Here is a 22,884-nt window from a genome sequence, read left to right on the forward strand (position 1 = left end):
TCTTTAAAAACTCAAATTCACCCCTGCACTATAAATCCGCTGCTGAGGATAGTACATACCCCCCGCATTTGTTCCTTCGGGATCCTGTATCTTGATCTGATCGATCGAAAACAAATTAAATCCACTAATGAATACCCGTAAGTTTTTCATTTTGATTTTTTCCAGCACTTTAGGCGACAATGAATACGCCAACTCCACATTTTTCAGTCTTAAAAAAGAGGCATTTTTTAACCAGAATGTCGAATTCATGCTATTGAATGTATCGTCACGGTCGAAGGCTCTTGGATACAGGGCATTGGGTGTCTCTGTTTCAGAAATCCATCTGTTCTCAAAATAAGTGACATCTCTGTTGTAACTTCCGGGTTTAATGATCTGTTTTGCTCGTCCCTGTCCTGACCACAGGATATTCAAATCAAAGTTTTTCCATTTGGCACCCATTGTTATACCATAGGTAATTTCAGGAATCGGACTTTCATAGATACGGACCATATCATTGCTGGTAATTTTTCCATCACCATCCACATCCATATACTTGATATCCCCTGGCATTGTATTCAGCAAATGTGGTGAGGCATCAATCTCAGCCTGATTTTGATAGATACCGTCTGTTTTATACACTAACCAGGAGTCTATACTATGGTCTGTCCGACGCTGCCATTCCGGTGTATTTTGTGCTTCGTCAAAAAAATGAATCTTATTACGTACAAAAGTGAAATTTCCACCTACCGAATAACTAAAATCATTGATCTTATTGCGATAAAGCAAACTACTTTCCACCCCTCTGTTCGATATTTCACCAATATTTTGGTCAGGTAGCGTTAATCCTGTATAGCGCGGTACAGAAGCTTGTTTGGGTGTTAGGATGTCCGTACGCATCGAATAAAAATACTGCAGGTCAAAACTCAAGGTATTCTTGAAGAAAACAGACTCAAAGCCTACGTTTTTCGTATCCACTTTTTCCCAGGTAATATTTGGGTTAGCCAATCTCCCGACAGTAAAACCCTTTGTTCTTTTGGGGTCAAGACCAAACATGGCACCATCGCCAAGAACATAGGTACTGATATATTGAAAAGGGTCTACCCGATCGTTTCCTAGCTTACCCCAGGAAGCCTTGATTTTCAACTCATTGATAAAAGGCACATTTTCCTTGAAAAAATTCTCCTGAGAAATACGCCAGCCTGCCGATACCCCTGGGAACCAGCCCCAACGTGCATTGCTGATAAAGTTTTGTGAACCATCTCTACGCACTGTAATATCAGCCAGGTACTTATCCTTAAAACCATAACTTACACGGCCAAAATAATTCTGCCTTGCCGAAATCGTTGCTTTTCCGTCATTATTTTTTTGATTGTCACTTCCCGCAAATAGATAATCTACGGCATCGCTTAAGAAGTCTCTCCGATACGCCGAAAACCAATCACCTCTGTTCTTGCTCTGCTCATAAGCGATGAAAGCATTGACACTATGTGAGCCGAATTTCTTATCGTATCCGATTTTAAAATTCCAGGTCTCGGTACGTATATCATCGTTTCTTTCAGTAAGGTTGATATTTGCATCGCCCGTTGTTTCACGGATATTATCATAATTCTTTGTTGCAGGATTATAACGATAAGCATCCCACATATCATTCAGCTTCTTTTCATGTCTATATTGCGAATCGAATGCTGCATAACCCGAAAAACTTAACCCATCTAATAACCAAGGTGTTTTGAGATCAAAACCTGCTTTTGTATTGACAAAATTATCCTTTACACGCTGATAACCGGTCTTGCCCGAAGCCAGAATCGTTAAATTGTTACCCCACGAAAGACCTGGACCAGGTAATCCATTCGGATAATAGTCAGGCAAAAAAGGATAGGCATGGAACGCTTCCCAAAAGAAGGTTCCCATATCGTAGTTTGAATTATTCCGATTTTCCTGTCTGGTAGCTACCTCCACTAAGACCGAAAGGTCTTTGGTTACCTTAGCATCCAGGTTGGTACGAAATTGAACCGTCCTAAAATTTAGATCTGTATTTCTAAATCCCGGCTTTTGATAAAGGTATCCTCCAGAAACATAATAACGCACTTTTTCGTCTCCGCCACGAAGTGACAAGGAATGTTGCGTTTGTGGAGAAGATTTAAATACGGACTTCATCCAATCGGTGTTGGCATACAATAAGGGATCGATTGTTCCATCCAGATATTTACCCTTGATATCTTTATACTTTTCAGCACGCCCAAAATGTGCATTGATTTCATCGTCATACACCATAAATTGATAAGAATCCATCAGCTTTGGTGTTCGTGTATGTTCGGAGAAACCGTAACTACCATCATAGGTGATCGTAGGTTTATCACCATTACCGCGTTTCGTAGTTACCAAAATAACCCCATTCGCAGCTTGGGCACCATATATTGCCGCCGAAGCATCTTTTAAGACTGAAATTGTCTCGATATCGCTTGGATTTAGCCTTTCTATTCCGCCGCGATTGGCCACACCATCAATGACATACAAAGGACTGTTGTTCCCCAAAGATCCCTTGCCGCGGATATAGATCTGCGATTGATCATTTCCAGGTTCACCTGAGCGATTATTTGCCACTACACCCGGCATTCTTCCTGCTAGGGAATTGGACAAATTCGGCGCAGGAGATCGCTGCAGCTCACTTCCTGAAACCTGGCTCACCGAGCCAGTCAATGTTGCTTTCTTCTGTGTTCCGTACCCAATGACCACAACTTCTTCAAGCTGTGCGAGATCTTCCTGGAGAACGACATCAATGGCCTGTCGCTGATAGGCAATCTCTTGGGAAAGGTATCCCAAATAAGAAAATTGTAAAATACTATTTTCTTTTTCAACAACCAGCGAAAATTGGCCGTCGCTATTCGACTGCGTCATTTTATCTGTACCTTTTATACGTACAGATACGCCTGCCAAAGGTTTTCCTTGCTGGTCTTTGATCGTACCGGAAGCGATCCTGTCCTGAACCTTCGCTATGGAACGAATAATGATACGGTTTTCGCTGACCATATCCATTTCCAAGGATTCTTTGGCCAAAATAGGCAACAAAAGATCGGTCCATTTTTTATTGCGGACGTCAACCTGTTTTATTTTAATCGCATTGATCGTATTATCGTTGTAGATAAAATTGATCTTGGTCTGCTCTTCAATGGAAGTCAATAGGTTCTTGAGTCGGATCTCTTCAAAACGTAAAGAAACTGTTTTCTGCGCTTTCGACTCTTTTGCAAATCCAGTGGCAACACATGCAAATAAGAAAATGATTACAAACTTGGCCATTAACAACCATTTTAGATAATACGAGATAGGCACATGATAAAGAACATGTGATTTTTTTTTCATAATTTTGGTATTTAAGAAATAATCGATTGGCATCCTACTTTCCTAGGGTCCGATGCCATTGGTTAAAACATTGGGTATTGCTCACTATGAGGGATACCCTTTTTTTATATTACTTTACATAAAGCGTATCATTTTGGGTATAATAATTTAGTTTAGTACCTGTGCGCTTGATGACATTCAAGACTTCTTCACAGGTTGTTTCGTCAAATATACCGGTGATGGGCTCTTTTGCGAGCCGCTCATTTTCGACGACAATGGGTTTACCGAACCAACGCTCCATCTTCTTCGCAACCACTTCAAAACCTTCGCCATTGAAAACCAATCTATTTTTCATCCAAAGTGTTTCAGTAACTTCGGCATCAACGAGATCAAGCTTTGCAAAGGTCACTTTTGGTTGCAGGACTACATGCTTGCTCCGATGATCATTCGTTGATACAGGTTGATTGATCACAGACACCTTATTACCCGGCAGGAGTTCATACAACTTCTCCTGCTTATTTTCCATAACCTTCAGTCGTACTTTCCCTTCGATCAGGGAGGTCGTCGTCATGTTCTCATCCGGAAGCGCACGAAGGTTAAATTTTGTTCCTAAGACCTGTACCTCCGCGTAGGCAGTTTTGATCTTCAAGGGTAAATTGGGATTCTTGGCAATAGCAAAATACCCTTCGCCAACCAATTCCAATACGCGATCAGTTTTACCAAATCCAGCCTTCAATCGCAATACACTTTCATTGTTAAGCCATACCTCCGAACCATCGCTCAATTTGATCGATTTACGCTCGCCCTTTCCGGTAGCAATCGTCTGCCATTCCGTATCTTCAGCTACCTTTTTATCATTTTTGACAAACCAAAAGGACAATACGCCAAAAACTATAAATAGGCTAGCCGCAATGGATAGTAGCTTAACTTTATGGCGACCTATAAATGGACGGGCGGTTACATCCTCAACAGCAGTAAGTTCTATTGGTCTTGACTTTTCATAGCTTATTTCAGCTTCTAGATCTTCTTCCCCATGCTTCTGCTCTAAATAGGCCAATAACTCCCGCTTACTTTTGTCGGCACGTAGCAAGTCGTCCAGCGCGATTCTCTCCTCCGTTGTGAGTTCTCCCGCTAGTAACTTAGCCGCTAAAAATAAAAAGTATTGTTCCTCAGATGAAAACATGTGCATTCGGTCTATTTGGAGTAGAGACACCAAAAGAAACCAAAACCCCCAATAGAAAAATTATTTTTTTTCTTTAATACAGGACCACAGCTTTTCTAAGGCAATTTGAATGTGTCTATCTACCGTTTTCTTGGATATCCCCATCATTTCCGCAGTTTCCAAATACGTTTTTCTTTCCTCTTTCACCAGTTTAAAAGCCTCCTTAGTTTTGGGTGGGAGTCCTTCAACAGCCCGTTGAATACGTTGTATGCTTTCTGTGGATATTAAAATCTGTTCCGGGGTATTTTTATCGATCAACGTATCCTGATATTCCGTTCCGTCGGTAAGTATGACCTGGCGAATGCGCAGAAGGTTAAGGCATTTGTTCTTAATCGCCCGAAGCAAATAGCCCTCGACATTTGCGATGTTCATCAGATCGGGCCCCAAATACCAAATTTTCCAGAGGACTTCAGAAACTACATCTTCGGCCAGCTGTTTATCCTTGATAAAAGAAATAGCATTGCTTTTCAAAACTCCATAATTAGCCACGAAATAGGCCTTGAAGGAGCTTTCATCTCGATCAATGGCAATATTCTTCTTATTTTCAGGAGATAAAGGTTTCAAATACATTGGTTACGTTGCTATTCGCATTGCAAGTTAAACAAATTCATTCCAAGAATGCAAAAAAAAATCGAAAGCTCAGTGCCGAGGCTTGCTCCTCAAGTAAACCCATTACATGTACCAATCGTGTATAAACGACGGATCAGACAACTCGAATTTTCCGCGCCAACGCGTTCTGCAGCATTGGTAAAGTCAACAAAAAAGCCGTTAGGAAAATCCAAAACGGCCTGATATATAGCGTAAAAAAAGTTTCCATTCAGATTATTCATGCAAAACCAAAATCGCTTTAACTGATCGGTTCAAAACTTCATTCACCGTACTACTTGCAAATAAACGGTAAATCATATTGTGGTTGCGTTTGACCAAACATAGAATATCGGTCTGATTGTTTTCAACAAAGTCAATGATCGCATGCGATGGACGTGTATCGTCTTCATCCACATAATTAAAGTTAATCGCTACATTAGGAAGCAACTGACGCATTTTTTTCTCCCCGTTACGCACCAGCTTTTCGTCCAAATCCCTTTCTGAGACGTGTAGAATTTCCAACTTCTTGGGCTCCGAAAGCTTTAAAATACGATTGAGCGCTTTGACATCGCGAACAGACAATTTAGTTGTTTTATAATCCGTCGCCAAGGTAATCACAGGAATGGGCGACAAACTACTGTCAGGTGGTACGATCAGGGTCGGAATCCGCAATTTTGTCACAGCCATGCTCGCATTACTACCGACAATTTCTTTAATACCCGTTGCACCGGTAATTCCCATGACCAAAAAAGAAACATCTGTATATTCAACATACTTCGTCACCACATTACGCAGATAACCAACTTCCACAACCGTTCTCACTCTAAGGTCATCGTATTTATTTTCCCGAACAACCTGATTGGTCCATTCTTGCAAAGCAGCACGTTTTCTAGCGTAATAATCTTCTATAAAGATCGCGTTATAAGTACTGTTGTTGATCCCTTCTGTCGGGTGTATGGCATGTACAACAGCAACTTCCATATTCAAACGAGAAGCCAAAGACAAGGCGTAACGCAAAGCATGACTTGCATTGATTGAAAAATCGGAGGCAACAAGAATTTGTTTCATTTTTTAAGTTTTTAATATTAACCTGTCAATAGCCATGTGTACGCATGCAATGGATGACAAAAACATTCAGATAACAATCAACTAAATAAAAAGATGGAAGAATACAAATAGTAATAATGCCAAGCCAATTGACACGGGTAAAGTAAGTACCCAGGCAAGACCGATACTTTTGAGTGTCCCTTTATTCAGATTGCTCTTTCCTCCAGAAGCGACCATTGAACCGGCAATACCACTTGAAAGCACGTGCGTTGTACTAACGGGCAAACCCAATACAGTACTGATACCAATTGTCGAAGCAGCAACAATCTCGCTTGAGGCTCCTTGAGCATAACTCAAATGTTCATTTCCTATCTTTTCACCAATCGTTACTACAATACGTTTCCAACCGATCATTGTTCCTAAGCCTAAAGCAACTGAAATAGTCAAGATGACCCATATTGGTGCAAAGTCGGTAAGACTTTTCAATTCGCCAAGCTTACGGTTGAGCTCCAATCGATTTTCAGGATTGATATCGATCTGTTTATTGCTCTCTAATGTAGTAATGGATTTAACTAAACCTTCAACCTCTTTTCTGAATTTAAAAGTCCCGGCTTTATCCGTTACACTTTTATCCATCAAATGCAACTTGACTTGCTCAATCTCCTGATTGACTTGCACAAACATCGTTCTCTCAGCCAAATTAGTTGATGCAATTGTCTGCAATACGATTTCCGTTTGGTCGAGCGTTTTTATGACTGCTGCATCTGGAATGGTGTGATTTATTGCAAAACGGGCAGGCAGAAATGCAATTAGGATTAACATAAATAACCCCACTCCTTTTTGACCATCGTTGCTCCCGTGAAAAAAACTGACCAAAGTACAGGTTAGTATCAAAATACCACGTACTAAAAATGGAGGTCTGTCATCCTCGCCTTGTGGAATGTGAAAAAGTGCTTTATAACGGACGACATGCTTTAAAAACAACATCAATAACACCGCTAGACCAAATCCAATCAAGGGCGATAAAATCAACGAAAGACCAATTTCTTCTGCTTTATGCCAATTGACGCCACTTCCACCATAATACCAGGTAAAGCCAATACCAGCCCCGATAAGAGCACCAATCAGGGTGTGCGAACTCGAACAGGGAATACCGAAATACCAAGTTCCCAAATTCCATATAATAGCAGCCAACAATACGGAAAGTACCAGACAAGCACCTACAGAAACCGGTAGTACCATCAAGGTATCCAAAGGCACCAATTTTAAAATTCCCATGGCTACAGCTATCCCTCCAGCAAAAACACCTAGAAAATTCCAAAGACCAGACCAAGGGATTGCAACAATGGGTTTAAGTGCTTTTGTATAAATCACCGTTGCAACAGCATTTGCCGTATCGTGAAAACCATTTACAAATTCAAACGCGACGACAGCAAATAAACAAAGAGCAAAGACAATAAGAAGTCCAGTACTTAGATCGGTTTCACCCAAAAGGGGAATCATGTTGCAGAAAATTTGCATATTATTCTTTCATAAAATTTATGGTTGCCCTTTCCTGAGCTATCCTTAAGGACAACTACTGGAAGAACAAGCGTTTCATTCAGATCAAAAGTAATTTTCACATGTTAACTTTGGATGAAGGAAACATTACCTTATACCGCAGGAAAGAAAAACTTAAAACACTGTTAACGAAGGTTGTTCATACAGTTGAAAAATAATAATAGGCCATATACCTCCTAGATGGTCCCCCTAATTACTTTTAAAAAAAATAAAAAGGATTATCAAAAACGCTAAAGATAAATACAAATGTTTATATTTAACTATACGAATAAAAGCAGACCATTTAACCATGAATTCAGACCCATTTGAAACTAGTAATGATTTAAAGTTTATCATTAAAAACCTGTATACACGAACGACCTGGTTTTTTAAATTTACGCAGGAAAACTACTATGGTAAATATGCCTGGCATTTGCTCTATATCGCTGCACTCGTCAGTCAGTTGGGAAGAATATCAAGTACAAAAACAACAATAGAAAGCTGGTCAGGATTGTTTTTTCAGATCATAACTTTAGGATCTGGATTGACAGTCCTCTTTTATATTATTGGAGCGTATATTCTTTCAGCTGTTGGCAAGTTTTTTAAAGGAGAAGCGCCTGCGGCCGATACCCTTCGTGTCATTTCCTATTCTTCTCTTCCCGCTGTTTTTTCTTTACTATTCTACGTTATTGGCGCGATTCTTTATGGTCTCCCATTCTTTACAAATTCATTTTGGCAAATCGATATTAATCCTGCTCAGACTATCTTCAAATGGTTCGTAAGACTAGTAAATGCTTTAGCTGGAATCAATATGATCGTATTCCTTGTCGTTGGTATTGCCACGGTTAATAATTTCAGCATCCCGAAAGCTATTCTAACCTTACTTACCCCTATTTTTATCCTTGTGGCCATTGTCTTCGCATTGTTATTATTTTAGTCAAAGTGCTTACGGCAAAAACAAGTCTGTTCACCGAGTTAAACCGACAATCCGCCGAAAAATAGAAGCCATTGATCAAGCCAGTGGGTAAATTCGATAAAAATAAATTTATCATCGAACTCATTATGCCCAAAATCCATTCATTAAACTATTTCGTAGAAGTCTCTACAACCTTGCAGCGTATCACCCGTCATACCCTATTCTCATTTCTCGCTATTGTTTTTATACTCGCTTCAGATCGCGTACATGCACAATCGTCAGACTGGTCAACAAAGGATATCGTATTCAAAAGTGAGGGGATTAAGTTGTCCGGTTCAATGCTACAACCCCGTAAAGCTCACGCAGCCATTGTCCTCGTGCATGGCTCAGGAAAAGAAGCCAGGATGCTGGAGTTTGCCTCATTTTTAGCGAAAAATGGCATTGCTGTATTTACATATGACAAGCGCGGAGCAGGAAAATCTGAGGGAACTTATGCTGGTCCTGAAGTCGGTACCAATAATATCGATTCCGCTAATCTCAATCTACTCGCCAAAGATGCACGAGCAGCGGTACAAGTATTCCATCAGCAACTGGAAAATCCGAACATTCCAATGGGATTACTGGGATTTAGCCAGGCGGGTTGGATCATTCCCTTGGCGACTCAGCAAAATCCGTTGGTCGACTTTTTTGTATTGTATAGTGGTGCTGTTATCCCTGCACGTGAACAACTCCGATTCCAGTTCTTCACCAATGGAAGAAATGATTTTTGGGATAAACATACGGAAGCCGAGGCTCGTCAACACATCGAGAATGATCCAGATCGTTATCAATTTACAAATACCGATCCAATGGCATCGCTCAAAACGATAACAACGCCCGGTCTCTGGCTTTTTGGATCCAGAGATATCCAAATACCTGTAGGATTATCTATAGGAAATCTAAATGCGCTAAAAGTTCAAGGAAAACCGTTTGAGTATTGTCTATTTCCTTTACTAGGGCACAACACAAGCCTTTCAGCATCCGAAGAACCAAGTGCTATTGCGTTGGATTGGATCAAAAACAGGATTATTTACTTCCAATCCCAACGAACCGATTAACTTTGAATCCCAAACTGAAACAAAATCCAGGCTTGTAATCCGCTTCGTTTTAACAACGTATAAAACTAAAGGGGTTTCCATATAATATTGTATGGAAACCCCTTTAGTTTTATAGTAATTCTATTTTTCTGTAGCAACTTGCGTTCCTCTGTTCAAAGTTCGACTGGTATAAATAATATATAAGGTACCTAATATCGTTGGCATAACCCAAACTAGCGTGGAACCAAGCTGAATGCCTGCAACTAAAAACGCAGTGACTGATGCAATCAAAGCGCCTACCATACGACCTAGGTGACTCACCAGCCAGGCATTTTTCTTTTCTTTGAAAATTTTGAATAACTGAAAATCCCGAATACTCATAAATGCGCCAAAACCACCAAAAAAGACATATAAAACAGAATTTGCCACCTGTTGTACCAATCCAATTAAACCAAGACATAACATACCGGCCGATACAAGTAGCATTGTGCCGGAAATCAGTTTGTCTTTCCAATCGGCCTGTTGTTTAATTTTACTGCGTAAAGTCAATGCGCGATTACCTGCTAGGATGAGATAGATGGTAAAGATACCGATCAAAAATAAAAATATGTTTTCGTGGCCCGGCATCCTCGCAATAACGAGTGAAATTAAAGAACTAATCACCATCGCATAGGAAAATATAATCCCCATTTTCTTGTGCCCTGCTCCCCCCTTTTTTACAGCCACACTTATCAGGCCGGTAATCAATCCTATCCCACCAAAAAATGCGTGAACGTAGATCAATGTCTTAATTGTTTCTTCCATAGTTCTTCTTTAATAATTGTTTATAGCTAATAATGGTATTTAGGCAAAAAGGCCAATGGTTATGCCTTGTTCAAAATAGATAGACAAAAACAACGCTATAATGCCGTTTGCGACAATAGCCCAAATGTAAAAAAAACCTTTAATTATCTATACACTTAATTAAAAATCATTCCTTCTCCTCACGAACGAGAAAATCATAAGAGTACCAGAATTTCAGATGCCCATAGGAATCGAGACCTCTTAAGCTATAGCTAACGGGGTAATCAAAGCTATTTTGTTGCAGTTCCAGTTCATTTTTATAATCAGCCACAAGTTTTTTAATTGCGTCTAAACCTGTCGCACGTCTAATAAAACTTGTTTGACGTCCGCCACGCAGATAAACCAATACGTCGGATCCTTTTAATACCGTTTCGTCGGTTTTCGTCAGAAATTGATTGTACAGCAATTTTTCCAATACATTTTTAAGATCACCACGTGGAAAATCACTTTCTCCCATCATGATCGAGTGTGTACCGTAGTTGACTGACGAAACATAGTAGGGATTATATCCTGTCTTTTTTAACTTTCCAAGTTCATCCTTGTTAAAAGCCTTTGCATAATCCGCGGGGTCTACATGGAGACTAAAAGTAATATGTTCGCGACGCAACAGCAGGCTATTTGCTCTTTTTATCGTGGTGGAATCCTGGTGACGGACCAATTTCAAGACACTATCTACATCAGGGCTATTATTAAGATGGTAACGTATCGCCCTATAATCGAAAAATGCCCCTACTGACGACTGCTCCAAAACAGCCGGTTCGCCCTTGCTTTTCTTCGCAAAAGCTCGAACAGCATCAAATCCAGGAATGGTACGAATAGCAGCTAATGTTGGCTGCGTAGATGAAATTGCGCTTTTGAAAGGTTTAAAATGATTGCGAAGAGAGGCTAGTTTTAGCTGGGGAGTGGTATCTTTTAATCCCCAAACTGTCCCCAAATAGAAGTTCTTGTCTGTAGTACCATCCACGTAGATCTGACTAACCGAAAATCCGACGGAACGTCCTACAAATTGATATCTTTTCGCTGTAGCTCCACCATCGATCTCCATGGAGTCAAAGTCAGCCTCTTCTTTGTCACAGCTGGACAAAAAACAAATGCTTAGTAACAACAGGAAAAGATATTTCATAATTTAAAAAATTAATCGTCAGCTCTGGTGCAGCACTTCGATCTCATCTACCCGTCGGACAATGGCCTTTAGATTCTTCTCAAATATATACAAAATTCCTAATCCAACATACATAAAAATAAGAATAACAATACGATACAAAGCTAAAGGAATATAATTAACGATCCATTCCGAAGAAACCAACCCAATGATCAAAACCATAATCGGTATCGTTAAACCAAGATAATTGCGATAAACGTAGTATTTGCTCCCTCTAGGCCGATGCCGCAACACGTATACAGGAATATAAAAAACCAGTGTACCGATCATCCCTAATTTTAATCCCGTCCAAAAAGCATCTGCATCGAGCGGCACAAAATAATAGAACAATGTGAAGTACAGGATATAAATTGCACTATGCCAATGCTTGACGAATTGTAAAAAATCAGCAGGAAATTTATTGATCTGTTTACGTTCCAGATTCAATTCATAACTGGCTGCGATGCCTCCAAAGCCCGAAGGTCCAAAATTGGCATAGGCGAGATCAACGGCTCGATTGAAAGATATATTGGCATCTGAAGACATCAGTTCCTCTACCTTACAAGCAAAGTGATCCAAAATTTCAAGCTGAACATCAACATAAGGATATCCTTTAGAACGAATAAAATCCATTAGAACACCCAATTCCGCTTTGGTCAATTTCTTTTCTGTCATGATACAATTGGTTTAGTGTTCAAGATAACCTGCAACTTCTCCACAAAGGTCAACGCATCTTTCATTTTACTTACTTGAGCTTTTTTTCCCTTCACGGTCAAGGAATAATACTTTCTTGCTCTTCCATCGACTACTTCGATTGTTGTATCCAGGAGTCCTTCCGCTTCTAGCTTATGTAATGCCGGATAGAGCGCTCCCTCTGTCAGGATAAACTCCCCTTCGGTTAAGAGTTTTACCTGTTGAGTCATTTCGTAGCCATACATTCTTTTTGTTCCAGACAATAGCTTTAGAATAATCGTCTGTAAAGTGCCTTTTAATAACTTCGTATCTTTCATTTTTTCCTCTTAAACAATTAACTAAATATACCTAATTTTCTTATATATACAAAATATAAAAAAACTATGATACAGTAGGTTGTATTTTAACCGTCCCCATCAGCTATGGCCCCTGTACAGCCTTTTGACTGGACTGCTTCTGCCCTGCTTTTGGAAATAATCGACCAAATCTCTATGAATCACCTAGCGTTCACCTAGTGTTTACCTAGTTCACTAGGCAAACACTAGATCTCAGGTAAGTGCCTGCCAGATACAAGAGCGAACAAAGGCACTGGCAAGAGCGAACAATGACATAAGCAAGGATGAAGCGAAAAAGCCGCCAGAGCTGGGAACTCTAAACGGCTTTGCACTAACAATTATATATAGAATGATATGATTATCCTGCTTTCAGGAGATCAACAATTAAGCGATCCCTATTTTCATTCAACGACGGATAAAACTGATTTAAGTCCACCAATAGGATGGGCATCCCTCTATTTTCCGGTTTATACAATACGTTATCCACCAGGTCTCGACAAAAAACCAGCGACTCATTATCCGTAAATACTTCTTTTGACCTTTTGAGAAAACTATCAAAAAAACGTCTTGGATTATTGATGATTTTAAGATGTTCCTGGTTTGGAAAAACCGTACTAGAGAGATCTAAGCCACGAGAAAACACAACGTCCTTCAGTTCAGCATGACCAAAATTGACTAAGGGTGTCTTTAATGGTTTTGCTTTTTTGAGAATAAAAAGATTGGTGGAGTATAAATCTTCCGTAAAAGGAATGCCATAGAACCACGAAGAATTGATCTTTCCTTTAAAAACTACGTGCACCAAAGCAGTACCGTCAAAGGTTGTTTTGTCAAATGTATTGTGAAGAAATGACGACTTTTCAATTTTTAGATTTCCGATGATGGCTTTTGAAAAATCATTCGCTTCGAATGTACTTTCCACCCAAAGCCCAGATTCCTGAAAGACAACAGACTGAAAATTACAGTCCACAAACGTACATCGAATAAACTTGCAATCACGAAACATGGAGTTCATGAAATTTTTTCCCTTTATCGTACAGTCGATAAAGGAGCAGTTTTTTAAAACTTTGTGATTGAATTCAAAACTTTCAATCTCACTTTGCTGGAATATTTTATTAGTCAGTGCCATGCTAAATTTATTAATAGGCTAAAATTTCATAGTAGTTGCATTGCAAATGGATCTTTAACGGCCAAAATCTCCATTTATACAAGGATGACAACGGGAAAGACAAAACGTCCTAAAGAAATTTTGACTTTTTTTATTTTTTTCTTTCCAAGTCTCAAACCACCAAAAAAGATAGAATCTAGACAGCGATGAAATATAGCAATATGCTAACCAGTAAACAAAAAAAGCCGTAAGAACGGGGAGTCCTTTACGGCTTACTACCTATGAAAAACATTCACCTTAAGTATAAGGCACTATCTACTATGACAATTAAAATTAAAATGCCCCACATACACCTACAACACAACAAATTAGCGAATTAATACCGCCTATTTCCTTCTTTGAAAAAGCTTCAATCTACATTTTAGCATTTCTTGGAACCAAATATAAAGTACTAGACCAGAGATTCAGCCCACCGTTTACAATTCGCCAAAAATGATTTACGATTCGCCTGTTGTATTATTTTAATCAGCTGGTTAATTAGCCCTTTAACCTCAAAAGAAAAAAAAGTATATTGGTAGACACAATTAAAACTGTTTATGAAATTGATAAAAAATATTTTGACGGTGCTTGTACCGCTTACCTTATTCAGTGGCACGGCCTTTTCCCAAACCAAAGAGGAGCTTAAAAAAAAATATGAAAATAGCAGTATAGATGAAGAACTCAAGAAGAAGATGGCTACGGAATATGTCTATCCCGACAGTCTCATCTTACCTCCTTTACATTATACCAATTCCTATTATGTATTGGACTCTGCCGTCAATGATTTCCATTCTATTTCCATTGATATTATTGTAAAAGATGACATCCCCGACCACTATTCATTTTATATTTCACCCTTTAATATATCCCTAAATAATATCCTTTTATATTGTGGTATTCAATCGGCTGGTGGCGGTATCAGTGTTAAGACAGGCAAAGAAGAGGATATCAAATTTAATGGCATCTTTTCCCGTTGGTTTGAACGGACAAAAAAGGCATTAAAAACTACAGGATATTATGCCAGTTCAGATGCGGAGGGTGATTTTATCAGTGTCCGCAATACCGTAGGCTGGCACAAAGGTTCTTATCGCATCACATTAAAAAAAGAAGGCTATATTGCTGGCAAAGCAGTACCAGATACAATTAATCCCAAAGAAACCTATTTCAGTTGGGGCGATTATGAACATACCTGGGTCACCATGTATGTCGAAGATTTAAGCACAAAAAAAGTGGTCAATGTAGGATCCCTAGCCTTCCCAGGTAAAAAGATCCAGATGAAAGAACATATTACATCGTTCTTGGAGCAATACAAATATTTTATCGATTTCGCCCAAAGACCGCGGGACCTCGAAGGGTTGAATGTCATCCGATACGACAAATTGCCTAAGGTAACCATCATTCAAAAAAATCTACGCATCAATGGTAAATTGGTCAAGCTTGAAAAAGTGCCGACTTACCATAACCGTACACACAATCCCGAACAAAGTAAAGTAGCCGGTGAAATCCCTGTCCTATCCAAGGATAGTTATAATGCTGCAACTGGTGAACTTACACTCGAAACGGGCGTGTTTGTTGCTTGGCCTCCCAAGAAAGAGGACAGCAGGTAGCTGACAACATTTTATGATGAAATCAAAAAATGGATAAAATAGTCCAATGGAAAATTTCAAATCCTGGATTTATTTCATTTTTGACATCAGGAAGTATATTGCAAATTTTAGGGAACTACCCCTTTCAATCGTCTTTATTAGAAAGAGAAAATTATGCAAAAGCCAATAGATAAACCCATAAAACAGCAAACTGCAACAGCAATCAAAAATAGGTTCAGGAAGACTTTTATAGCGATTCTTTTCGGTACAAGCGCTCTTTCTGGGCTTGTTTATGGACAACAGACCACAAAAATCATCGCTAATCCTTTGGCATTGGAATATCGTTTTATGCCCGAAAGTCCCAGTAGACGGGAAGCAGCAGATCCCATCATCGAGCTTTTCAACGACCAATATTATTTATTTGCGTCGAAGTCCGGTGGATATTGGCGCTCCTCAGATTTAAAAGACTGGCTGTATATCCCTTGCAAAAGTATTGGCAGCATTGAAGCTTATGCACCTACTGTATTAAATTACAATGGTGCACTTTACTTTTTGGCTTCGGGTGGAAAACCCCAAATTTATAAAACAACCAATCCTGATCAGGATCAGTGGGAACCCATACCGACCAAATTTACCATTGGCATGACAGATCCAGCCTTCTTCAAGGACGATACTGGTAAAGTCTATCTGTATTGGGGATGTTCAAACGTTGATCCCATCATGGGCGTGGAGGTAGATCCTAACGATGGTTTCAAACCCATTGGTACCCCACAAGTATTGATTCAACATCATGAAAAACAATATGGCTGGGAAGTACAGGGTGAGCATAACGAACTGGGAACTTCCGGTTGGAACGAAGGGGCAACAATGATTAAACACAAAGGAGTGTACTATCTCCAATACGCATCTCCGGGCACGCAATTCAGAAGTTATGCCGATGGTGTTTACACTGCCAATTCACCTTTGGGACCGTTTCGCTATGAAGCCAATAGTCCTTTTTCTTATAAACCAGGTGGTTTTATTGCAGGCGCAGGTCATGGACATACCTTCCAGGACAAACTGGGCAACTATTGGCATGTAGCGACCATGAAAATTTCGGTGCGAGACTGGTTTGAACGACGTATCGGTCTTTTTCCAGCATTTTTTGACAAGGAAGGTCAGCTTTACGCGCAAACAGTATACACCGATCTCCCCTTTCAGATTCCCAATACCAAAGTCGATCTCGAGAAGCGAGATCTTTCTCTACCGTACAACCTTTTGTCTCAAAACAAGCCCATTCAGGTATCCAGTGAACTGGATAAATTCCCTAAAATTTACGCTAACGATGAACGGATAGAAAGCTGGTGGTCGGCAGCTTCGGGCGCTATCGGTGAATATATACAGATTGACCTCGAAAAGAACATGTCCATCCGTGCTGTACAGGTGAATTTCGCCGATCAAGATTTCCAGCTTAAAGCACCCCAGTCTTATTGCTATCAATATGTGATCGAATACTCCAGCGATGGCAAAAAATGGCTCCCAATGATAGACCAAAGCAAAAACACAAAAGATCACCCGCATGAATTATTTAACCTCGATCTCAAAGTCAACGCACGTTATGTCCGCCTGACCAATAAGAAAGAGATCCCTGGTAAATTTTCGCTTTATGATTTTCGAATTTTCGGTCATGGTTTGGGGCAAAAACCACAGGGAATCAACACCTTGATAGGGAAACGCAATACAAAAGATCGTCGCCAGATTACACTACATTGGCCGACATCGCCAAATGCCAAAGGTTATATTCTCCGTTGGGGCATTAAATCCGACAAATTATACAATGCGATCGTGGTCTATGAAAACAAATTTGATGGCCGTAGTTTCAACAGCGGTCAGGACTACTATTTTTCGGTAGAGGCTTTTAATGAAAACGGTCATTCGCAACAGCGCAAAAAATTGCTCCATATTGAATAACGTATGGCATGGCTTATCCTATTTCGTAAAAAAAAGTCCTCTCATCATAATGATGAGAAGACTCTTTAAAAAATTGAAATCTTGATCCGAAACGTTCGCCCAACGGCTTACTTAATGACGAACCAAGTTTGACTTTTTGCCGGTATATTGACCTCAAAGATCGCTTCCGAGGCTGCATTTAATGGCATTGTCCTACTGTTCTGATCTTGCTCAACCACTTGCACATTTCCTTTCAGGCCGGTATAATACAAGTTGACCTTAATTTTTCGTTTTATCGCTTCGTCCAATGGATTATAGATCATTAGTAATCCTTTTTCTTTTCCAGCCGGATTCACGTGCAAAATAGCATCATAATCCATCCCGTCAGGACGTCTCACATGGATAATATCACTGTCCAAAACTTCACGGTGTTTCTTGTAAAAATTCACCCATTTGGCCACTACGTTTTTCGTCTCTGGGGAGTCATAAAGCTGTGGTCCACGATAACAGGCCTGTACACCTGCACCAAACAAGTTGGCTAGCCGTTGCTCGTAATGCGGTAGGTGATCCTTCAAAGGCTCGATCGTCGCCTCTTTGCCTCCACCTTGATATTCTACCAAAGGAACAAACATCCAGCCCATAGACGGCGCCTTTGCCCAGGTACCATCAAAAATATTCTGTCTTTCCACAATCTCCTGTTGTGCCCTCGGTAAGGACCAGTTTGCCTCACGGTAGCCCATCCCGACTTTGTTGCCGCCATTCAAGAAATACATATCCGGAATATTCAGGTAGATTCCCTTTTCACGGCACCATTTGTAAAAATCAGTGATCCGTTTAAACTGATTCCATTGCGAGTCTTTTTCATTATGATGCCCGGGGTGATCGGTGGAATAGCACCAATCTCCAGGATAGGATCCATCGTGCTCAAATACGCCCAATCCCGAACTTTCATACAGGTTATACAGCTTTTTGAAGTAAGCCTGCCCCCATTCACTCTCAATACAGGGTGAACTTCCAAAGCGAGGGTGCATGCCTTCAGGTAGCACAACGTCATTTTTAGCATCAATATGCCGACTCGCAAGGAGCGAATAGCCCCCAAGTTCAATTCCTTTGCTATGTGCATAGTCAGCAAGCTCCTTCATACGCTTGAGATTTTCGGGAGAATCATCTTCGGCATTGAATCCAGACCAAAAGGTCATAATCACCATTTCAAAACCAACTTCCGCGGCTTGATCAATTGCCTTTTTCACCGACTCGTTGTCCGAACTCCGTACATGCATCAATATTGGATTTTCAGTCGCCCATGGCGCCATGGAGCGCAGCATTTTTCGATATCCAAGGCTCTTACGTTCGCGTTCCCAGCTATCGTTCAACAGCTCCCAAACGCGATAACTCGCAAATTCCGCACCGGCGGCAACCTGTTGTTCAGGCCCCATTTTAGGTGCAACTTCCAATAGACAGGGTGTCTCCCGGTCGTAGTGTACCTGCGTCGTATAGAGCGGGTCTTTTTTCCACTCCAGACTCGAGGAATAAACGACTTCCTCGCTCATACCGCCAAATGTATAATCTGTTTCCACGGTGATATTGGGGTATAACCAACGGCTTCTATGATCCACCGAACTTTCGGGCTCAAATACAGCCAATTGCTCACTCTTAAAGCTATTAACCACAATTTCCCGATCCGACTGATTCTGCACGGTAATCCACTTACTAAAGATCGGCATGTCATCATAAAGATCATAATGAACCTGTACCGTAACGTTTTTCATATAAGCAAGTTTACTGGACAGATCGCCTGCAAATTGGGATGGAAAATCACCGTATGCCCAAAAACCTTCTATTTTGGAGCGACCTTCCTTCGCCGAAGCCTTACCATCCTTATTCCCGCCGTTTGGATCCATTTTTCCAACACGGACCAGTTGTATCTTATCACCCGACTTTAGTGGAAGATGACCAACAGTACGCCATTGTTGTCCGTCCAAAGAGGCTTGTGCCACTAATTCTTTATCCGCTATTTCATATCTAAACCATAGCTGATCGGCTTTACCAACATCGAAAGTTCCGTTATCGCGTTTGCCATCAAAAAAAACAACCTTGCCTTCGCTTGCTCGCCAATAAAGCCTGGGAGTACCATTCGTTAGGCTTAGTCCAAAACCCAATCCCCAATCGTTGGAGTGATCAGTACCTTTATTCATCTTGGCTACGAGTACCTTTACCTCCTGAGGAACTGTTCTTTCAGCGAACACAGCTGCATTTTCAAGTGCCATAATTTCGCCCACTTTTCCTTCATTGACAAAGGAATTACGCGCATGTGATTTTGAAACCATCAACTTCCATCCGCAATCCAGATGCTGAAATTTATCTTCCAACAGCAATGCCCTATTTTGGTCACTTTTGCTCTTTGCGGTAAGCGCATCGATCGCCTGCTGATCCAATGTATAGGTAAATGTCAGCTCTTTGCCCGGCACAGGCCAAGGCATATCTTTTGGCATCCAGTTTGGTCTCTTTTTCCAGCCAAAACGGGGTTTTGTATCTTCAATTTTATAGTCATGGAATTTAAAAGCCATGGGGTTTGCCTTTAAACTTGGGATCCATTCTTTCAGTAAATAATTATGTACCTTCTGTCCTTCCAATCCGCCGACATCAAAGGTAAACCCATCGATTGTTACGCTGGCCTCAGGTCGAATCGACCGTAGAAATGCTGTATTTCCAGTCAATTCATCCAAACCAATACTGGCTACATTTGGAAAAGTCGTAAATGTACGGCTGACCAAACCATTGGAAAAGACCAAATGACCTTCTTTTGTCTTGAAAAGCCCTGCCTTCGCCTGGGGAGTTCCTATTAGCCAGTCTCCAGACAGGCTGTTGCTTTCTTTGCTAAATAGCGGCAGCTGCTGACTATAGCTCTGCTTTGCCTGGCCCAGTACGCCCAATAGACACAGGATATAGAGTTGTTTTTTAAAGTAATTCATCTTTTTATTTTGCCAATACCTGTACAGTAGCCACTTTCAAACCCTTACTCGATGCGTTGATTCGGATTGCACCCTGCGCGCCTTTTTTTGCTCTTACGATGACCAATGCCATTCCATTATACGCTTTACGCGAATGGCTTTGGAACGAGGTAAAATCAATTGCATTTCCATTATCTGTGGATACAATTTCACCTGCACCTTCGACCGAAAAATCAATCAACGCCTCCGATTGAGGCACCAAGGTTCCCTTTTTATCAGTTACTTTTACCGACACAAAAACAAGTTCAGAGCGTCCGCCATCGATCGTCGCACGATCTGCTTCCATCTGGAGTTTTTCGGCCTTTCCAGCGGTTTGGATTTCTGCTTTGGACCATTCCTTGCCGTCTTTGTAAGCAATTACCTTAACCGTTCCCGGTTCGTAACGCACACTATCCCATTGCAACCGAAAATCCTGTCCCGCAACCTTCTTCTTACGTCCTTGACTTTTTCCATTGACAAAAAGTTCTGCTTCTGTACCGGAGGTATACACATGTACCGGCGTAATCTCCCCTTTTCTGCTTGTCCATGTCCAATGCGGTAGGATATGCGTCAGTGGTAAGTCTGGTCGCCAATGGGATTGATAGAGGTAAAACCGATCTTTTGGAAAACCGGCAAGGTCTATAATACCGAAATAGCTGCTCCTTGAAGGTGGATTTTTCTTCTTCAATTCTTCCAATGCGGCTTCCAATTCAGCACGTTTCGCAGGATCCGTTCTAAAATTCAACAAATTGGTCTCCGCCGAATTATAAGGTGTCGGTTCGCCCAGATAATCAAAACCTGTCCAAACATATTCTCCCAGCAGGTTTGGATACTGAGCCAATATCCGGAACTGTGCATCCGGCGAACAGCCCCATCCCGGAGCAGCCCGATCATAAGAAGTAACCTGCCAGCCATCGTAATCGGTTCCAAAAAAATATTCGCCGCGGGAGGAAACACAGGAAGAAGTTTCACTACCCAAAGTCGGCATGTTCTGATAACGCGTATCTTTATCCCAACGCCCCTGTTGACTGAAGAAATAATTCACGCCCATAATATCCAAAGCGGTTGCTGCGCCCGACTCACGGCCGCCATCCGGGTCATTATAACCATTGGAAACTGGTCGTGTTGGATCTGCTCGACGAATAATATCGGCCAGATGCCTAGTCATGTTGACATCCTGTTGTTCAAGCACCTCATTACCAATGGACCATATAAATACCGACGGATGATTTCGGTCGCGGTGTACCATGGCCAACAGATCGCGTTCATGCCACTCATCGTACAATTTATTATAATCTTTTGCGCGCTTACCTGTACGCCAAGCGTCAAAAGCTTCATCCCAAATTAAAATTCCCATTTTATCAGCCAACTCCAATAATTCTGGTGCTGGTGGGTTGTGTGATGTGCGCAGGGAATTCATACCCATGGCCTGTAACATTTTAAGCTGACGTTCCAAGGCACTTTTATTAAAGGCAGCCCCTAATGATCCCAAATCGTGATGGTTACATACCCCTTTTATATCTATGCGACGGCCGTTTAACTTAAAGCCTTCATTTGCTGTGAATGCGATAGTCCGTACACCAAAAGGGCTGTAATAGGTATCGCTTGTTTGGCCATCAACGATGACTTCGATCTTTTCTACATAACGATTTGGCGCTAGAATATCCCATCGTTTCGGTTGATTGATACGCGTTTCAAGATTCAGTTTGCCACTTGCATTGGCGTGCAGATCTACAAATCCACTGGCGGTAGCCACCTGTTTTCCAGGTTTATCTTGTGCATCCAACTCGAAATAAGTCGCTTTGACCTCAGCATGTACTGGAAAAAAACGAAAGTTATCCAGTGTCACTTCATTCTTCACCGTTGCATATTGATCGTTGACAACAGGTGTTGTAATCGAGGTTCCCCAATGTGCGACATGTACGTCCGAAGTACGTACCATCCATACGTGACGATAGATTCCAGCTCCGCTATACCACCTTGATTCCCAATTTTCGGTATCCAAACGTACCGCCAGAACATTCTCTCCATCTTTTTTTAGGTAAGGTGTCAAGTCCATACGAAAGGAACTATACCCATAAGGCCAAGTTCCCACATAACGGCCATTTAACCAAATTTTAGCATTCGCCATGGCGCCATCAAAATCCAGATAAACACGCTCGCCAACTTGAAGGTTTTCGACTTTAAAATGTTTTCTATACCAGCCTATTCCTTTGTAAGGCAGCTTTCCGGATTCACTGGCCAACTCAATACGGAATGGCCCTTCGATAGCCCAATCGTGCGGTAGATCCAAGCTACGCCAAGTATCATCATTACATTCGGTCTTATACAAATCATTAGGTTCAGCCAATTGATTCCCATCAGCCTGCAAACCAAAGCGGGAAAACTTCCAGTCCCGATCAAAGAGCGCTACACGCGCGTTTCCCATGCGTGTAATTTCCTGCTGTTGTCCAAATAAGGAGAAGGATAACATAGCGAGAAACATTCCGAAAATTACTTTCATTTATTCTTATTTAT

At 41.0% G+C, this 22,884-nt stretch carries 16 protein-coding genes and 1 pseudogene; 5 read left to right on the forward strand and 12 right to left on the reverse strand.

Annotated elements, in window-relative coordinates; all coding sequences use genetic code 11:
- Positions 1-3 precede the first annotated feature (3 nt).
- The 5 genes from ACLCDV_RS17930 to ACLCDV_RS17950 all read right to left on the reverse strand — a co-directional run bounded on the left by ACLCDV_RS17930 (position 4) and on the right by ACLCDV_RS17950 (position 7,678).
- Positions 4-3,339 (reverse strand): SusC/RagA family TonB-linked outer membrane protein, encoded by a 3,336-nt coding sequence (locus ACLCDV_RS17930; RefSeq protein ID WP_411971817.1) that lies wholly within the window; start codon positions 3,337-3,339, stop codon positions 4-6.
- Between the two features lie 109 nt (positions 3,340-3,448).
- Complete coding sequence (locus ACLCDV_RS17935; protein ID WP_411971818.1) at positions 3,449-4,501, reverse strand: FecR family protein; 1,053 nt, start codon at positions 4,499-4,501, stop codon at positions 3,449-3,451.
- 60 nt (positions 4,502-4,561) lie between these two features.
- Positions 4,562-5,110, reverse strand: coding sequence for a sigma-70 family RNA polymerase sigma factor (locus ACLCDV_RS17940; protein WP_317665242.1), 549 nt, complete (start codon positions 5,108-5,110; stop codon positions 4,562-4,564).
- A gap of 252 nt (positions 5,111-5,362) precedes the next feature.
- The gene (locus ACLCDV_RS17945) at positions 5,363-6,196 is read right to left on the reverse strand and encodes a universal stress protein (RefSeq protein ID WP_333574639.1); all 834 of its coding nucleotides are present in this window, start codon (positions 6,194-6,196) and stop codon (positions 5,363-5,365) included.
- An 81-nt stretch (positions 6,197-6,277) separates the two neighbouring features.
- Complete coding sequence (locus ACLCDV_RS17950) at positions 6,278-7,678, reverse strand: inorganic phosphate transporter (protein ID WP_411971819.1); 1,401 nt, start codon at positions 7,676-7,678, stop codon at positions 6,278-6,280.
- A 346-nt stretch (positions 7,679-8,024) separates the two neighbouring features.
- On the opposite strand from ACLCDV_RS17950, the gene ACLCDV_RS17955 reads away from it, so the two are divergent.
- The 3 genes and pseudogenes from ACLCDV_RS17955 (at position 8,025) to ACLCDV_RS17965 (ending at position 9,765) form a co-directional block, all read left to right on the forward strand.
- Positions 8,025-8,651, forward strand: a complete 627-nt coding sequence (locus tag ACLCDV_RS17955) for a YIP1 family protein (RefSeq protein WP_411971820.1) — start codon at positions 8,025-8,027, stop codon at positions 8,649-8,651.
- Between the two features lie 317 nt (positions 8,652-8,968).
- Positions 8,969-9,478, forward strand: a pseudogene (locus ACLCDV_RS17960) (alpha/beta hydrolase); the annotation flags it as partial.
- A gap of 200 nt (positions 9,479-9,678) precedes the next feature.
- The gene (locus ACLCDV_RS17965) at positions 9,679-9,765 is read left to right on the forward strand and encodes a RagB/SusD family nutrient uptake outer membrane protein (protein ID WP_411973952.1); all 87 of its coding nucleotides are present in this window, start codon (positions 9,679-9,681) and stop codon (positions 9,763-9,765) included.
- Between the two features lie 82 nt (positions 9,766-9,847).
- On the opposite strand, the gene ACLCDV_RS17970 is transcribed toward ACLCDV_RS17965, so the two are convergent.
- From ACLCDV_RS17970 to ACLCDV_RS17990, 5 genes are all read right to left on the reverse strand, one after another.
- Positions 9,848-10,510 carry a hypothetical protein gene (locus ACLCDV_RS17970; protein ID WP_411971821.1) on the reverse strand — a complete coding sequence of 221 codons (663 nt, stop codon included), beginning with the start codon at positions 10,508-10,510 and terminating at the stop codon, positions 9,848-9,850.
- Positions 10,511-10,676: 166 nt separating this feature from the next.
- Complete coding sequence (locus ACLCDV_RS17975; RefSeq protein ID WP_411971822.1) at positions 10,677-11,672, reverse strand: hypothetical protein; 996 nt, start codon at positions 11,670-11,672, stop codon at positions 10,677-10,679.
- 18 nt (positions 11,673-11,690) lie between these two features.
- Positions 11,691-12,365 (reverse strand): hypothetical protein, encoded by a 675-nt coding sequence (locus tag ACLCDV_RS17980; RefSeq protein ID WP_411971823.1) that lies wholly within the window; start codon positions 12,363-12,365, stop codon positions 11,691-11,693.
- Positions 12,362-12,700: a PadR family transcriptional regulator gene (locus ACLCDV_RS17985; RefSeq protein WP_317665226.1), complete on the reverse strand. Its 339-nt coding sequence runs from the start codon at positions 12,698-12,700 to the stop codon at positions 12,362-12,364. Before ACLCDV_RS17985 ends, ACLCDV_RS17980 begins: the two co-directional genes overlap by 4 nt.
- 376 nt (positions 12,701-13,076) lie before the next feature.
- Complete coding sequence (locus tag ACLCDV_RS17990) at positions 13,077-13,844, reverse strand: pentapeptide repeat-containing protein (RefSeq protein ID WP_317665224.1); 768 nt, start codon at positions 13,842-13,844, stop codon at positions 13,077-13,079.
- Positions 13,845-14,419: 575 nt separating this feature from the next.
- Here ACLCDV_RS17990 and ACLCDV_RS17995 point away from each other — a divergent pair.
- Together ACLCDV_RS17995 and ACLCDV_RS18000 are read left to right on the forward strand one after the other, a co-directional pair.
- Entirely contained in the window at positions 14,420-15,469 is a 1,050-nt protein-coding gene (locus ACLCDV_RS17995) for a hypothetical protein (protein ID WP_411971824.1), read from the forward strand.
- A gap of 153 nt (positions 15,470-15,622) precedes the next feature.
- A complete protein-coding gene (locus ACLCDV_RS18000; protein WP_411971825.1) occupies positions 15,623-17,398 on the forward strand; it encodes a family 43 glycosylhydrolase in 1,776 nt (591 codons plus the stop codon).
- A 107-nt stretch (positions 17,399-17,505) separates the two neighbouring features.
- On the opposite strand, the gene ACLCDV_RS18005 is transcribed toward ACLCDV_RS18000, so the two are convergent.
- On the reverse strand, positions 17,506-20,349 hold the full coding sequence (locus ACLCDV_RS18005; protein ID WP_411971826.1) for a hypothetical protein: 2,844 nt from the start codon (positions 20,347-20,349) through the stop codon (positions 17,506-17,508).
- 4 nt (positions 20,350-20,353) lie between these two features.
- Entirely contained in the window at positions 20,354-22,870 is a 2,517-nt protein-coding gene (gene galB, locus ACLCDV_RS18010; protein WP_411971827.1) for a beta-galactosidase GalB, read from the reverse strand.
- Between the last annotated feature and the right edge of the window lie 14 nt (positions 22,871-22,884).

The organism is Sphingobacterium sp. Lzh-3, assembly GCF_046764375.1.
GTDB lineage: Bacteria > Bacteroidota > Bacteroidia > Sphingobacteriales > Sphingobacteriaceae > Sphingobacterium.